We start from the raw sequence: 14,962 nt of genomic DNA on the forward strand, positions 1-14,962 counted from the left end.
GGGTTCAGCGCGCGGCTCACCGCGCCGCTGCTGATGGGCTCCCTGCTCAACCCGCTCAACACCACGATGATCTCCACCGCGCTGGTGGCCATCGGGCACTCCTTCGGCATCGGGGCCGCCGACACCGCCTGGCTCATCTCCGTCCTCTACCTCGCGAGCGCCGTCGCCCAGCCGGTCCTCGGCAAGCTCGCCGACACCCTCGGCCCGCGCCGGGTCTTCCTGGCCGGCCTCGTCGTCGTGATCGCGTCCGGCGTGGTCGGCGCGCTGGCCCCCGGCTTCGGCACGCTGATCGTCTCCCGGCTGCTCCTCGGCGTCGGCACCTCGGCCGCCTACCCGGCCGCGATGGCCGTCCTGCGCGACGAATCGCGGCGCCTCGGGGCCTGTAATGAGTCGTCCCGCGGCGTCGCGGCGCCTGGCACCGCCGCCTCCGGCGTTGTCGTCGGTCCACGACGCTCCGCGTCGCCTCCCTCCTCCGCCTTGGATTCGACGGCACCAGACACCGCTCCTTCCTCCACGGGACAACTCACCACAGGCCCCAGCCGCCCCACCCCGCGCCCCGTGCTCGCCAGGCTCTCCTTCGCGGCCCTCGGCAGCGCCGCCGTCGGCCCCGCGCTCGGCGGGCTGCTGGTGTCGGTCGTCGGCTGGCGCGGCATCTTCGCCGTCAACGTGCCGGTCGCGCTGCTCGCCCTCGGCGCCGCGCTCCTCTGGGTCCCCGCCGACCCGCCGCGCGACCGGGCCGCCGACGGGTCCGCGCCGAAGCTCTCCCTGGACCCGCTGGGCATCGGCCTGTTCACCACCGCGCTGACGGTGCTGGTCTTCTTCCTGCTCGACCTCGCCCACCCGCAGTGGTGGCTGCTCGCCCCCTTCGCCGTCCTGACGGCCGTCCTGGTCCGGTGGCAGCTGCGCACCCCGCAGCCGTTCATAGACATCCGGATGCTCGCGGGCAACGGCCCCCTGCTGCGTACGTACATACGTCACGGCCTCAGCTATCTGCTGATCTACTGCGTGATGTACGGCTACACCCAGTGGCTGGAGGAGGCCCGCGGCTTCTCCTCGGGCCACACGGGCCTGCTCATGCTCCCGATGTCGGTGACCGCGCTGGTCTGCTCGCTGCTCGGCGCCCGTACGAAGGGTCTGCGGGGCCCGCTGACCGTGGCGTGCCTCCTGCTCACCGCCGGCGCCGGAATCCTGCTGTTCCTCTCCGGCGACACCCCGCTCGCCGTCCTGCTGCTCGCCGGAGCGTGCTTCGGCGCCCCGCAGGGACTCATCGGCACGAGCAACCAGGCGGCCGTCCAGGCCTACGCGCCCCCCGAGGCCATCGGGGCCGCCGCCGGGCTCCAGCGGACCGCCCAGTACATCGGGGCCATCACCGCGTCCAGCCTGATCGCCCTGGCCTACGCCGACGCGGCCACCGACGCCGGACTCCACCTCATGGCGGCGGCCTCCGTCGTCCTGGCCGTCCTGCTGGCCGCCCTGACGCTCACCGACCGCGCCCTGCGCGCACGCACCTGATCCCCAGCACACCAGCACCATCAGCACATCGAGGAGTACGCCCATGACCGCCACCGTCCTGGACCCCCGGACCGCTCTCGTCGTCGTCGACCTGCAGAAGGGCATCGTCGGCCTCCCGACGGCCCACCCCGCAGGGGACGTCGTCGCCCACTCGGTGACCCTCGCCGACGCCTTCCGCGCCAAGGACCTCCCGGTCTTCCTGGTCCGCGTGACGGGCGGGGCCCCCGGCCGCAACGAGAGCCGCGGCGCGTCCGGCAGGCCCGCTGCGGACTGGGCGGACATCGTGCCCGAGCTCGGCCCGCGCGAGAGCGACATCGTCGTCACCAAGCAGCAGTGGGGCGCCTTCCACGGCACGGCGCTCGACCTCGAACTGCGCCGCCGCGGCATCACCCAGGTGGTGCTCACCGGCATCGCCACCAGCATCGGCGTCGAGTCCACCGCCCGCGCCGCGCACGAGCACGGCTACCACGTCACCGTCGCCACGGACGCGGTCACCGACATGGACGCCGACGCCCACCGCAACAGCGTCGAGAAGATCTTCCCGAGGCTCGGCGAGACCGACACCACCGCCGCGATCGTCAAGCTCCTGGGCTGACCGCCACCGGGCCGGCACCGGGGCCGCACGGGTTAATTCCGCGGCCCCACCGGCCGCGCCTGCCTCCTCCCCGCGCGTGCGGATGCTTTCAGTGGGTCAGCGAACCAGTCTGATCAACTGCAAATGCCACCAGAAAGCATCATCCGGCCCATTCCTGTACGGAGTGGGCCGGGCCGGCACCGGAGGTATCAGCCATGGCCCACGTCGGCGTCCCACGCGGGACGGCCCGAAAGCGCCGCTCGGTCGCGCTCCTGGCGACAGGCGTGCTCACGATCCCGGTACTGGCGGGCTGCACCTCGGACAGCGAGGGCCCCACCCCGGTGGCCGTCCCGCAGGACATCGCCCCGGCCTCCCGGGACCGGGTGGCCGACGGCTCCACCCTCACCTGGGCGATCGACGCGGTCCCCGCCACGCTCAACGCCTACCAGGCTGACGCCGACAGCGCGACGACGCGGATCACCGGCGCCCTGCTGCCCTCCCTGTTCCCGCTGGACGCGCGGGGGGAGCCCAAGCTCAACCCCGACTACCTGGAGTCGGCGAAGGTCATCGAGCAGGAGCCCAAACAGGTCGTCCTCTACAAGCTCAACCAGCAGGCCGTGTGGAGCGACGGCCGGGAGATCGGCGCCCCCGACTTCGTCGCCCAGTGGCGCGCGCTGAGCGGCAAGGACTCGGCCTTCTGGACCGCGCGCAACGCGGGGTACGAGCGGATCGAGAAGATCGAACGCGGCAAGGACGACCTGCAGGTCCGGGTCACGTTCTCGAAGCCGTACGCGGACTGGCGCTCGCTCTTCTCACCGCTGTACCCGAAGGAGGTGACCGGGTCGCCCGGCACCTTCAACGACGGCGCCAGGACCACCCTGAAGGCCACCGCCGGGCCGTTCCGGCTGCGCAGCGTGAACAAGCCCAAGGGGACGGTCGTGCTCGACCGGAACCCGCGCTGGTGGGGCGACGAGGCCAAGCTCGAATCCCTGGTCTTCCGTGCCGTCGATGCCAAGGACCGTACCGCCGCGCTGACCGCCGGAACCGTGGACGTCGCCGACATCGACGCCACGACGGCGAACAGCATCGCCCTCGCGGCCCGCTACCGGGGCGGGAACGGCCAGCCGCCCGCCCACGGCCCCGGAGCCGACATCACCCCTGCCGCCGCCCTGCGCTCCTGGGCGCTGGCCCACGGCTCGGACGAGGAGGCCGCCGAGTCGGCGCAGCTGGCCCGCGAGAAGAACCGGGAAGCCGTCGCGGTGTACGCCGCCGAGCAGAAGTCGCTGAGCGGTTTCGCCGTACGCAAGTCCCTGGAGCCCGCCTACACGCAGCTCGCGCTGAACGGCGAGTCCGGTCCCCTCACCGACGACCGGGTGCGCCGCGCCATCGCCCGCACCCTGGACCGCCAGGAGCTCGCCGACACCGTGCTGAAGCCGCTCGGCCTGCCCGCGAAGCCGCCCGGCAGCCACCTGGCCCTGGCCGGGCAGCCCGGGTACAAGGACGGCAGCGGCGCGCTCGGCGACCAGGACGCCAAGGAGGCGCAGGCGCTGCTGGCCGACGCGGGATGGACCGTGGGCGGGGCCGTGCGCAGGACCGAGGACACCAAGGCGGGCAGCGAGGCCGAGGAGAAGAAGGCCTCGGCGAAGGCGACCGACAAGGCTTCGGCGAAGGCGACCGACAAGGCGGCCGAGGAGAAGACGGAGAAGGGCGAGAAGGGCGAGAAGAGCGAGAAGGAGGAGAAGGCCGAGAAGGACGACAAGGCCTCGCGCGAGGAGGGGACGTACATCGTCGGCGACGACAAGCCGGGCGACGGCCCCGCCGCCGGCACCGGGGTCACCGCCCAGGACAAGGGCCCCGCGGGCGCCTATGCCCCCGCCGGAACCGCCGCACCGGCCCCCGCCTCCCTCAAGGACCGCCTCGGCAAGGGCGGCAAGCCGCTGACCCTCCGCTTCGTCCTGCCTTCCGGCCCCGGATCGCAGCCGCTGCGCACCGTCGGGCAGAAGATCGCCGAGATGCTGGACGCGATCGGCATCAGCACGCAGATCACCAAGGTCGACGACGCCGACTACTTCAAGGACCACATCGCCTCCGGCGACTACGACATGGCGCTGTACTCCTGGCCGGCCACCGCCTACCCGGCGACCGACGGCCGCCCGATCTTCGCCAAGCCGGAGCCCGCCACCGACGGCTCGCTGCTCGTCGAGCAGAACTACACCCGGGTCGGTTCGGACCACATCGACCAGCTCTTCGACCGGGCGGTCTCCGAGCTCGACGCCAACGCGTCGAGGGACCTCCTGAAGCAGGCCGACGCCCGGATCTGGGCCGCTGCAGGATCGATTCCGCTGTATCAGAGGCCACAGCTGGTCGCCGTCGACAAGAAGCTGGCGAACATCGGCGCCTTCGGCTTCGCCGCACCTCGCTACGAGGACATCGGATTCACCGGGCGACAAGCGGCAGGTTCCCCCGCGAATCGGAAGAAGTAGCAGGTCAAAGCCACAATCAAAGCTCAGATGCAGCTCAATTCCCTTGCCCGTCGGCGCCCCCGGCGGGCAAGGTGGTGTCCGCCCCGACCCGGGCTGCTCGTCATCTCACCCCCCTGCCGTCCGGCCGCTCACCGGCCGGATGATGACGTAATACCTGCTGAATATCGGCTGAATTGTGGCTGTGGTCCCGCCCTGTGGATCGGCCCGGGAAGCCCCGGACCCATCGGGCCCGTACCATTGGACTAGCCGTGGCGTGCCGCCCGGCGGGCGTACGAGGACTCGAGACCGACTGAGACGCCTGATCCCACGATCCGAGAGAAGCGCAAGCCACCCATGCCCACGCGCCACGACATCCGTAACGTAGCCATCGTCGCCCACGTCGACCACGGCAAGACCACGCTGGTCGACGCCATGCTCAAGCAGGCGGGCGCCTTCGCCGCGCACGCCGCCGAGAACCTCGACGAACGCATGATGGACTCGAACGACCTGGAGCGTGAGAAGGGCATCACGATCCTCGCCAAGAACACGGCGGTGAAGTATCACCCCAAGGACGGCGGGGACCCGATCACGATCAACATCATCGACACCCCCGGCCACGCCGACTTCGGCGGCGAGGTCGAGCGCGGTCTGTCGATGGTGGACGCGGTCGTCCTGCTGGTCGACGCCTCCGAGGGCCCGCTGCCCCAGACCCGCTTCGTCCTGCGCAAGGCCCTGACCGCCAAGCTGCCGGTCATCCTCTGCATCAACAAGACGGACCGGCCGGACTCCCGGATCGCCGAGGTCATCGACGAGACGTACGACCTCTTCCTGGACCTGGACGCCGACGAGGACCAGATCGAGTTCCCGATCGTCTACGCCTGTGCGCGTGACGGCGTCGCCTCGCTGACCAAGCCGGAGGACGGCACAGTCCCCCCGGACAGCGACAGCCTGGAGCCCTTCTTCACGACCATCCTCTCCACGGTCCCCGCGCCGGAGTACGACGAGGACGCCCCGCTGCAGGCCCACGTCACCAACCTGGACGCCGACAACTTCCTCGGCCGCATCGCGCTCTGCCGCGTCGAGCAGGGTGAGCTGCGCAAGGGCCAGACCGTCACGTGGATCAAGCGCGACGGCACCATGTCCAACGTCCGCGTCACCGAGCTCCTCATGACCGAGGCGCTCACCCGCAAGCCCGCCGAGGTCGCCGGCCCCGGTGACATCTGCGCCGTCGCCGGTTTCCCGGACATCATGATCGGCGAGACCCTGGCCGACCCCGAGAACCCGATCGCGCTCCCGCTGATCACGGTCGACGAGCCCGCCATCTCGATGACCATCGGTACGAACACCTCGCCGCTCGTCGGCAAGGGCGGCAAGGGCCACAAGGTCACCGCCCGCCAGGTGAAGGACCGTCTGGACCGCGAGCTCATCGGTAACGTCTCGCTCCGCGTCCTGGACACCGAGCGCCCGGACGCCTGGGAGGTCCAGGGCCGTGGTGAGCTCGCGCTGGCCATCCTGGTCGAGCAGATGCGCCGTGAGGGCTTCGAGCTGACGGTCGGAAAGCCCGAGGTCGTCACCAAGCAGGTCGACGGCAAGACGCACGAGCCGATCGAGCGCATGACCATCGACTCCCCCGAGGAGCACCTCGGTGCCATCACGCAGCTGATGGCGACCCGTAAGGGCCGTATGGAGACGATGACGAACCACGGCTCGGGCTGGGTCCGCATGGAGTGGATCGTGCCCTCCCGCGGCCTCATCGGCTTCCGTACGGAGTTCCTGACCCAGACCCGCGGCACGGGTATCGCGCACTCCATCTTCGAGGGCCACGAGCCCTGGTTCGGGGACCTGCGCACCCGTCACAACGGCTCGCTGGTCGCCGACCGCTCGGGCACGGTGACGCCGTTCGCGATGGTCAACCTCCAGGAGCGCGGTGTCATCTTCACCGAGGCCGGCACCGAGGTCTACGAGGGCATGATCGTCGGCGAGAACTCCCGCGCCGACGACATGGACGTGAACATCACCAAGGAGAAGAAGCTCACCAACATGCGTGCGGCGTCCGCGGACACCACGGAGAACGTGGTTCCCGCCCGCAAGCTGTCGCTGGAGCAGTCCCTGGAGTTCTGCCGCGAGGACGAGTGCATCGAGGTGACCCCGGAGACCGTGCGTATCCGCAAGGTCGTCCTGGACCAGAAGCAGCGTGGCCGCACGGCCTCGCGTGCGAAGAACGGCTGACCTGACACGGACAGCCCGCTCCGGCCCTCGAACGGTCGGAACGAGCCATTGACATGAGGCCCGGACCCCCGCAGACACTGTGGGGGTCCGGGCCTTTGACCGACCGGCACCTGGGGGTCCGGTCAACCCGTTTTCCTGACCGAGGTGTCCGGATATCGTGCGTCGCTCTCCGGAACATGTGTTAACGGTCCGTTTCGGGTGTGTCTGTCTGGGATCCCTTTGTCCGGATTTCGGGCAACCATGGCTTCTCGATGTTGTCAAACCGAGACCCTTTAAGTGTGGTTTACAGCCCGGTGTTACTTAATAGTTGGCTCCATTGAGCTCGGGTCAATGGGTCGGCGCACTGTGGGGAGTGCGGACTCACGAGCACACTCGGGGCACTGCAAACGATCGCCGTCAGGGGTGTCGGTGGATCTCTACAGTGCCCCTCTTGTAGTCAAAAGTGGACTCATGAGGAGGAAACCCATGCGCGGTGCCAAGAGCGCCAAGTGGGTCGCGGGAGCGGCAATCATCGCCCTGGCCGCGACTGCCTGTGGCGGGGGCGACAGTGACGACAGCAGCAAGGCCTCGAAGGAGAAGGGCAAGCCCGCGGGCTACGTCTCCATCGACGTCGGCGAGCCGCAGAAGCCGCTGATCCCGGCCGACACGAACGAGTCGCTCGGCAGCTACGTCATCCAGTCGATCTTCACCCAGCTGCTCGACTTCGATGCGGACGGCAACATCGTCTACACGAACGCCGAGTCCGTGAAGTCGACGGACAACAAGACGTGGACCGTCAAGCTCAAGGCCGGCTGGAAGTTCCACGACGGCACCCCGGTCACGTCCGAGTCCTACATCAAGGCGTGGAACTGGTACGCCAACATCAAGAACAACCAGCAGAACGCGTTCTGGTTCGAGGACATCAAGGGCTACGAGGACGTCCACCCCGAGAAGGGTGACCCCAAGGGCACGGAGATGTCCGGTCTGAAGGCGGTCGACGACACCACCTTCACGATCGAGCTCAACAAGCCGGTCCCGTACTACGAGTACAAGCTCGGCTACACGACCTTCGCCCCGCTGCCCGAGGTGTTCTACAAGGACACCAAGGCGTTCGGCCAGGCACCGGTCGGCAACGGTCCCTACGTCTTCGAGAAGTGGGACCACAAGAAGCTCATCCAGGTCAAGGCCAACCCGGACTACCAGGGTCCGAACAAGGCCAAGAACGCGGGTGTCCTCTTCAAGAACTACGCGACCGTCGAGGCCGCGTACCAGGACCTCCTCTCCGGCAACCTGGACATGATCCGCCAGGTCGGTCCCCGAGACCTGCCGAAGTACAAGACGGACCTCGGTGACCGCGCGATCGACGAGCCGTACGCGGCCATCCAGTCGCTCGTCCCGACGTTCTACTCGAAGACCTTCAAGGACATCGACCCGAAGGTCCTCCAGGGTCTGTCGATGGGCATCGACCGCGACACGATCACCAAGACCGTGCTCAACGGCACCCGCAAGCCCGCCACCAGCTTCACGCCTCCGGGCGTCGCCGGTAACCAGGACCTGGGCACCGACGTGTTCAAGTTCGACCCGGCCAAGGCGAAGAAGCTCGTCACCGAGGGCGGCGGCGTTCCGGAGAACAAGATCTGGATCCAGTACAACGCCGACGGTGGCCACAAGGAGTGGGTGACCGCGGTCTGCGAGTCCATCCGTAACTCGACCGGGGTCGACTGCATCCCGGACGCCAAGCCGGACTTCCAGACCGACCTGGAGGCGCGTGACAACGACCAGGTCAAGTCGATGTACCGCGGTGGCTGGGTGGCCGACTACCCGCTGAACGTCAACTTCATGCGGGAGCTGTACGGCACGACCGCCGAGGCCAACAACGGCCGCTTCTCGGACAAGGACGTCGACGCGGCCTTCAAGAAGGGCGACAACGCGGCGACGCTGGACGACTCCATCAAGGCGTACCAGGACGCCGAGAAGCTCGTCCTCGAGAAGATGCCGGCGATCCCGCTGTGGGAGTACAAGACCAACGGTGGCTACTCGAAGGCTGTCGACAACGTGACCATCGACTTCCACGGTGACTACAACATCACCGAAGTCACGGTCAACAAGTAAGACACGCCTGAGGGCCCCCACTCGGCCATCAGCCGCCCACACCAGGCAGTAGGTCCCGGGGGGCCGCTCTCCACATCCGGAGGGCGGCCCCTGGGCTGCTTTATCCCTAATCGGAGGCAAACATGGGGCGTTACGTCGCGCGGCGACTGCTCCAGATGATCCCGGTCTTCCTCGGGTCGACCTTGCTGGTCTTCTCCATGATGTATGCGCTGCCCGGCGATCCCGTGCGCGCACTCGCGGGCGAACAGACCGTCGATCCGACGCAGATCGCGAACATGAAAAAGGAGCTGGGTCTCGACCTGCCGCTCTGGCACCAGTACTGGAACTACCTCGTCAACCTGTTCCAGGGTGACTTCGGCACCGAGATCGCCAGTGGCCGACCGGTGGCCGACACCATCGCGGACGCGCTCCCGGTGACAGTTCGACTGGCCCTGTTTGCCTTCGTCTTCACGGTCGTCGTCGGTATTTCCATGGGCGTCTTCGCCGGGCTGAAGGCCGACACCTTCAGGGACCGCGGCCTGCTGTTCCTCACGCTCCTGCTCATCTCGGTCCCCTCGTTCGTGCTCGGCTTCCTCGCTCAGTACCTGTTCGCCCACCAGCTCGGCTGGGTCGAGCCGAATGTGAGTCCGGAAGGGAACTGGGGCGAACTGTTCTTGCCGGCTGTCGTACTCGGGTCGCTCTCACTCGCATACGTTGCGCGACTGACCCGTACCTCGGTCGCGGAGAACCTGCGCTCCGACTACATGCGCACCGCTGTGGCCAAGGGGCTTCCGCGGCGCCGCATCGTCGGTGTCCACCTGATGCGCAACTCGATGATTCCCGTCGTCACCTTCCTCGGCACCGACCTCGGCGCCCTGCTCGGCGGTGCGGTTGTCACGGAGGGCATCTTCAACGTCCAAGGTGTGGGCCGGGCCGTGTTCGGGGCCCTGCAGCACCGGGAGGGCGCCACAGTCGTCGGCATCGTGACGCTGATCGTCATCGTGTATCTCGTCACCAGCCTGCTCGTTGACCTGCTTTACGCGGTCCTGGACCCGAGGATCCGTTATGCCTGAGGCGCTCAAGGAAAACATTGCGGACGAGTCCGTCGGGACCGCTGCCGCACCGGGCTCTGCCGCACCGATGGGCAAGCCCCGCAGCCTGTGGTCGGACGCGTGGCACGACCTGCGCCGCAGTCCGCTCTTCGTCGTCTCGGCGATCCTGATCGTGTTCCTTCTGATCATGGCGATCGCGCCGGGTCTCTTCACCGGAGCCGACCCGCGCTACGCGGACCTGGCCCACCACTACCTGCAGAAGCCCAAGTGGGGCAACTTCTTCCAGGAGGACTGGTTCGGGTACGACGTCCAGGGGCGCTCGATCTACGCGCGTGTCGTCTACGGCGCCCGTGCCTCGATCACCGTCGCTCTGGTGGTGACCGCGCTCGTCACCGTCCTGGGAACCGTGGTCGGCATGCTCGCCGGTTACTTCGGCGGCTGGATCGACACGCTCCTGTCCCGCGTGACCGACATCTTCTTCGGCGTCCCGTTCATCCTCGGTGCGATGGTCGTCCTGACCTCGTTCGAGGAGCGTCACATCTGGGTCGTCATCCTGGCCCTGGCCTTCCTCGGCTGGACCCAGATCGCCCGTGTCGCACGCGGCTCCGTCCTGACGATCAAGCAGGCCGACTACGTGATGGCGGCCAAGGCGCTCGGCGCCTCGACCACCCGCATCCTGCTCCGGCACATCGTGCCCAACGCGATCGCCCCGGTGATCGTCGTCGCGACCATCGCGCTCGGCGGCTACATCTCGGCCGAGGCCACCCTGTCCTTCCTGGGTATCGGCCTCGCCGAACCGACCGTGTCGTGGGGTGTCGACATCTCCTCCGGCCAGGAGCAGCTGCGTAACGCCGCGTTCGTCCTGATCATCCCGTCGGTCATGGTGTCGATCACCGTTCTGGCGTTCATCATGCTCGGCGATGCGGTACGCAACGCCCTCGACCCCAAGCTGCGCTGAGGGAGGCGTACATGACCATCATCGACAAGACGGCGGATGTTCCTGCTCCGCGTGGTTCGAAGGACGAGAGCGGCCCGCTGCTCGAAGTCCGCGATCTGCACGTGGAGTTCCACACCCGCGACGGCGTCGCCAAGGCCGTCAACGGAGTCAACTACAGCGTCAGCGCCGGCGAGACCCTCGCCGTGCTCGGCGAGTCCGGTTCCGGCAAGTCCGTGACCGCTCAGGCGATCATGGGCATCCTGGACATGCCCCCGGGGCGCATCCCCAAGGGCGAGATCTTCTTCCGCGGCCAGGACATGCTCAAGATGTCCAACGAGGAGCGCCGGCAGATCCGCGGCCGGAAGATCGCCATGATCTTCCAGGACGCGCTCTCCTCGCTGAACCCGGTGCTCTCCGTGGGCTACCAGCTCGGCGAGATGTTCCGCGTGCACCAGGGCCTCTCCAAGAAGGACGCCAAGGCCAAGGCCATCGAGCTGATGGACCGCGTGCGCATCCCGGCGGCCAAGGAGCGGGTGGGCGACTACCCGCACATGTTCTCCGGCGGTATGCGCCAGCGCATCATGATCGCCATGGCGCTGGCCCTTGAGCCCGACCTGATCATCGCGGACGAGCCCACCACGGCGCTCGACGTGACCGTCCAGGCCCAGGTGATGGAGCTGCTCGCGGAGCTCCAGCGCGACTTCAACATGGGTCTGATCCTGATCACGCACGACCTCGGTGTGGTCGCCGACGTCGCCGACAAGATCGCCGTGATGTACGCCGGCCGGATCGTCGAGACCGCCCCGGTCCACGAGATCTACAAGCGCCCCGCGCACCCGTACACCAAGGGCCTGCTGGAGTCGATCCCGCGCCTGGACCAGAAGGGCCAGGAGCTCTACGCGATCAAGGGCCTGCCGCCCAACCTGCTGCACGTGCCGTCCGGCTGCGCCTTCAACCCGCGCTGCACGATGGCGCAGGACATCTGCCGTACGGACATCCCGGCGCTGCGCCCGGTGACCGAGCAGGACGGCACCGAGCTGGTCGGCCGCGGCAGCGCCTGCCACTTCTGGAAGGAGACGATCCATGGCTGAGCTCAGCAAGGAGCCCGTGGACGCCACCCCGAACGTCACCGAAGTGGCGACGGTCAACGCGGCCACCGAGTCCGAGGCCGTCGCGGCCATCGAGGCGCCGGTCTCGCAGGGGGAGCCGATCCTCCAGGTCCGCAACCTGGTCAAGCACTTCCCGCTGACCCAGGGCATCCTGTTCAAGAAGCAGGTCGGCGCGGTCAAGGCCGTGGACGGGATCTCGTTCGATCTCTACCAGGGCGAGACGCTCGGCATCGTGGGCGAGTCCGGCTGTGGCAAGTCCACGGTCGCCAAGCTCCTCATGACGCTGGAGCGGGCCACCGCCGGTGAGGTCTTCTACAAGGGCCAGGACATCACCAAGCTGTCCGGGCGGGCGCTGAAGGCCGTGCGCCGCAACATCCAGATGGTGTTCCAGGACCCGTACACCTCGCTGAACCCGCGTATGACGGTCGGCGACATCATCGGGGAGACCTTCGAGATCCACCCCGAGGTGGCCCCGAAGGGCGAGCGGCGCCGCAAGGTGCAGGACCTGCTGGACGTCGTCGGGCTGAACCCGGAGTACATCAACCGGTATCCGCACCAGTTCTCCGGCGGTCAGCGCCAGCGCATCGGGATCGCCCGCGGCCTCGCGCTCAACCCGGAGATCATCATCTGCGACGAGCCGGTCTCCGCGCTCGACGTTTCGGTGCAGGCGCAGGTCATCAACCTGATGGAGAAGCTCCAGGACGAGTTCAACCTCTCCTACCTCTTCATCGCGCACGACCTGTCGATCGTCCGGCACATCTCGGACCGGGTCGGGGTCATGTACCTCGGCAAGATGGCCGAGATCGGTACGGACACGCAGATCTACGACCACCCGACGCACCCCTACACCCAGGCGCTGCTGTCGGCGGTCCCCGTCCCGGACCCCGAGGCCCGTGACGGCCGCGAGCGGATCATCCTCTCCGGCGACGTCCCGTCGCCGGCGAACCCGCCGTCGGGCTGCCGCTTCCGCACCCGGTGCTGGAAGGCCCAGGACAAGTGCGCCACCGAGGTGCCGCTGCTGGCGATCCCCGAGCGCTTCAAGAGCTCGGAGACACCGGCGGCGCACGAGTCGGCGTGCCACTTCGCCGAGGAGAAGGACGTCGTGCACGCGGCGTAGCACCCGATCGGTCCAGACCAGGACGCCCGGCCCCTCGCGAAGGGCCGGGCGTTCCGGCGTTTCCGGCAGCCCGTACGGCGTACGGCGTATGCCGACATGCGACGGAGTGTCATATGGGGTGATATGAGGCATTGAGCCACTCACGGGAACCCTAGGAGGCACTCCATGCGCGGAGCCACACAGGCCAGGTGGGCCGCATGCGCCGTCGCTGTCGCCCTGGCGGCCACGGCCTGCGGCGGCGGGGACAGCGGTGGCGGCGGTGGTGCCGACGGGATCGTGAGCTCCTCCTGGGGTGACCCGCAGAACCCGTTGGAGCCGGCGAACACCAACGAGGTGCAGGGCGGCAAGGTCCTCGACATGGTCTTCCGCGGACTCGTGCGGTACGACCCCAAGACCGGCGAGGCCAAGAACGAGATCGCACAGAAGATCGACTCGAAGGACTCGCAGAACTTCACCATCACGATCAAGGACAACTGGACCTTCAGCAACGGCGAGAAGATCACCGCGAAGTCCTTCGTGGACGCCTGGAACTACGGCGCCGCGCTGAAGAACAACCAGAAGAACGCCTACTTCTTCCAGTACATCGACGGGTACGACAAGGTCCACCCCGAGTCGGGCACGGCGTCCGCCGCCACCCTCTCCGGGCTCAAGGTGGTCAACGACACGACCTTCACGGCCAAGCTGTCGCAGAAGTTCTCGCTCTGGCCCGACACCCTCGGCTACGCCGCCTTCGTGCCGCTGCCCAAGGTCTTCTACACCGACCACGACGCCTGGCTCTCCAAGCCCGTCGGCAACGGCCCGTACACCATCGACCAGTACGCCAAGGGCTCGTCGATGAACCTGCGCCGGTGGGACGACTACCCCGGCGCGGACAAGGCGCAGAACGGCGGCATCGACCTCAAGGTCTACACCGACAACAACACCGCCTACACCGACCTGACCGCGGGCAACCTCGACCTGGTCGACGACGTGCCCGCATCGCAGCTCAAGAACGTCAAGGCGGACCTGGGCGACCGGTACATCAACACACCCGCGGGCATCATCCAGACGCTCGCCTTCCCGTTCTACGAGAAGGCCTGGGACACCCCGGGCGCGATCAAGGTCCGCCAGGGCCTGTCGATGGCGATCAACCGCGACCAGATCACCCAGCAGATCTTCCAGCAGACCCGCACCCCCGCGAGCGACTGGACGTCCCCGGTCCTCGGCGAGGAGGGCGGATTCAAGAAGGGCCTCTGCGGCCCCGCCTGCGAGTACGACAAGGCGGAGGCCAAGAAGCTGATCCAGGAGGGCGGCGGCATCCCCGGCGGTCAGCTCAAGATCTCGTACAACGCCGACACCGGCTCCCACAAGGAGTGGGTCGACGCGGTCTGCAACAGCATCAACAACGTCATGGGGAACAACAAGGCGTGTGTCGGCGGGCCCGTCGGCACCTTCGCCGACTTCCGCAGCCAGGTCTCCACACAGAAGCTGACCGGGGCCTGGCGCGCGGGCTGGCAGATGGACTACCCGCTGATCCAGAACTTCCTCCAGCCGCTCTACTACACCAACGCCCCGTCCAACGACGGCAAGTGGAGCAACCAGAAGTTCGACGACCTGGTCGACAAGGCCAACGCGGAGAGCGACAAGGCCAAGGCCGTCACCACCTTCCAGGACGCGGAGAAGGTCCTCGTCGAGCAGATGCCCGTTATCCCGCTCTGGTACCAGAACGGCAGCGCGGGCTACTCGGACAGGGTCGAGAACGTCTCGCTGAACCCCTTCAGCGTCCCGGTGTACGACCAGATCAAGGTCAAGTGACCCGCTGAAGCCGGGCGGGGGGGGGGGGCGCCCCCCCCCCCCCCCCCCCCGCCGCCGCCCCCCCCCCCCCCCCCCCCCCCCCCCCCCCCGGCTTTCCGGCCCTCCG

Annotated in this window: 10 protein-coding genes; all 10 read left to right on the top strand. The window is 68.0% G+C overall.

The features are described 5' to 3' along the window. Window positions 1–33 precede the first annotated feature (33 nt). Window positions 34–1,512, top strand: a complete 1,479-nt coding sequence (locus ACIRD8_RS15785; RefSeq protein WP_403991819.1) for an MFS transporter — start codon at window positions 34–36, stop codon at window positions 1,510–1,512. Window positions 1,513–1,555: 43 nt separating this feature from the next. Then, on the top strand, window positions 1,556–2,107 hold the full coding sequence (locus ACIRD8_RS15790) for an isochorismatase family protein (RefSeq protein ID WP_403990873.1): 552 nt from the start codon (window positions 1,556–1,558) through the stop codon (window positions 2,105–2,107). 194 nt (window positions 2,108–2,301) lie between these two features. After that, window positions 2,302–4,569: an ABC transporter family substrate-binding protein gene (locus ACIRD8_RS15795; RefSeq protein WP_403990876.1), complete on the top strand. Its 2,268-nt coding sequence runs from the start codon at window positions 2,302–2,304 to the stop codon at window positions 4,567–4,569. 333 nt (window positions 4,570–4,902) lie between these two features. Further along, entirely contained in the window at window positions 4,903–6,777 is a 1,875-nt protein-coding gene (typA, locus tag ACIRD8_RS15800; protein ID WP_403990878.1) for a translational GTPase TypA, read from the top strand. Window positions 6,778–7,242: 465 nt separating this feature from the next. Continuing rightward, window positions 7,243–8,868: an ABC transporter substrate-binding protein gene (locus ACIRD8_RS15805; protein WP_403990880.1), complete on the top strand. Its 1,626-nt coding sequence runs from the start codon at window positions 7,243–7,245 to the stop codon at window positions 8,866–8,868. A 122-nt stretch (window positions 8,869–8,990) separates the two neighbouring features. Next, window positions 8,991–9,920, top strand: coding sequence for an ABC transporter permease (locus ACIRD8_RS15810; RefSeq protein WP_403990882.1), 930 nt, complete (start codon window positions 8,991–8,993; stop codon window positions 9,918–9,920). Next, on the top strand, window positions 9,913–10,857 hold the full coding sequence (locus ACIRD8_RS15815; protein ID WP_403990884.1) for an ABC transporter permease: 945 nt from the start codon (window positions 9,913–9,915) through the stop codon (window positions 10,855–10,857). Before ACIRD8_RS15810 ends, ACIRD8_RS15815 begins: the two co-directional genes overlap by 8 nt. A gap of 11 nt (window positions 10,858–10,868) precedes the next feature. After that, window positions 10,869–11,927, top strand: coding sequence for an ABC transporter ATP-binding protein (locus tag ACIRD8_RS15820; RefSeq protein ID WP_403990887.1), 1,059 nt, complete (start codon window positions 10,869–10,871; stop codon window positions 11,925–11,927). Next, window positions 11,920–13,062: an ABC transporter ATP-binding protein gene (locus ACIRD8_RS15825; protein WP_403990890.1), complete on the top strand. Its 1,143-nt coding sequence runs from the start codon at window positions 11,920–11,922 to the stop codon at window positions 13,060–13,062. The genes ACIRD8_RS15820 and ACIRD8_RS15825 overlap by 8 nt, the downstream gene beginning before the upstream one ends. A 165-nt stretch (window positions 13,063–13,227) precedes the next feature. Then, window positions 13,228–14,856, top strand: coding sequence for an ABC transporter substrate-binding protein (locus tag ACIRD8_RS15830; RefSeq protein ID WP_403990893.1), 1,629 nt, complete (start codon window positions 13,228–13,230; stop codon window positions 14,854–14,856). Window positions 14,857–14,962: the final 106 nt, after the last annotated feature.

The sequence above is a fragment of the Streptomyces sp. NPDC102451 genome (genome assembly GCF_044765485.1).
Lineage (GTDB): Bacteria > Actinomycetota > Actinomycetes > Streptomycetales > Streptomycetaceae > Streptomyces.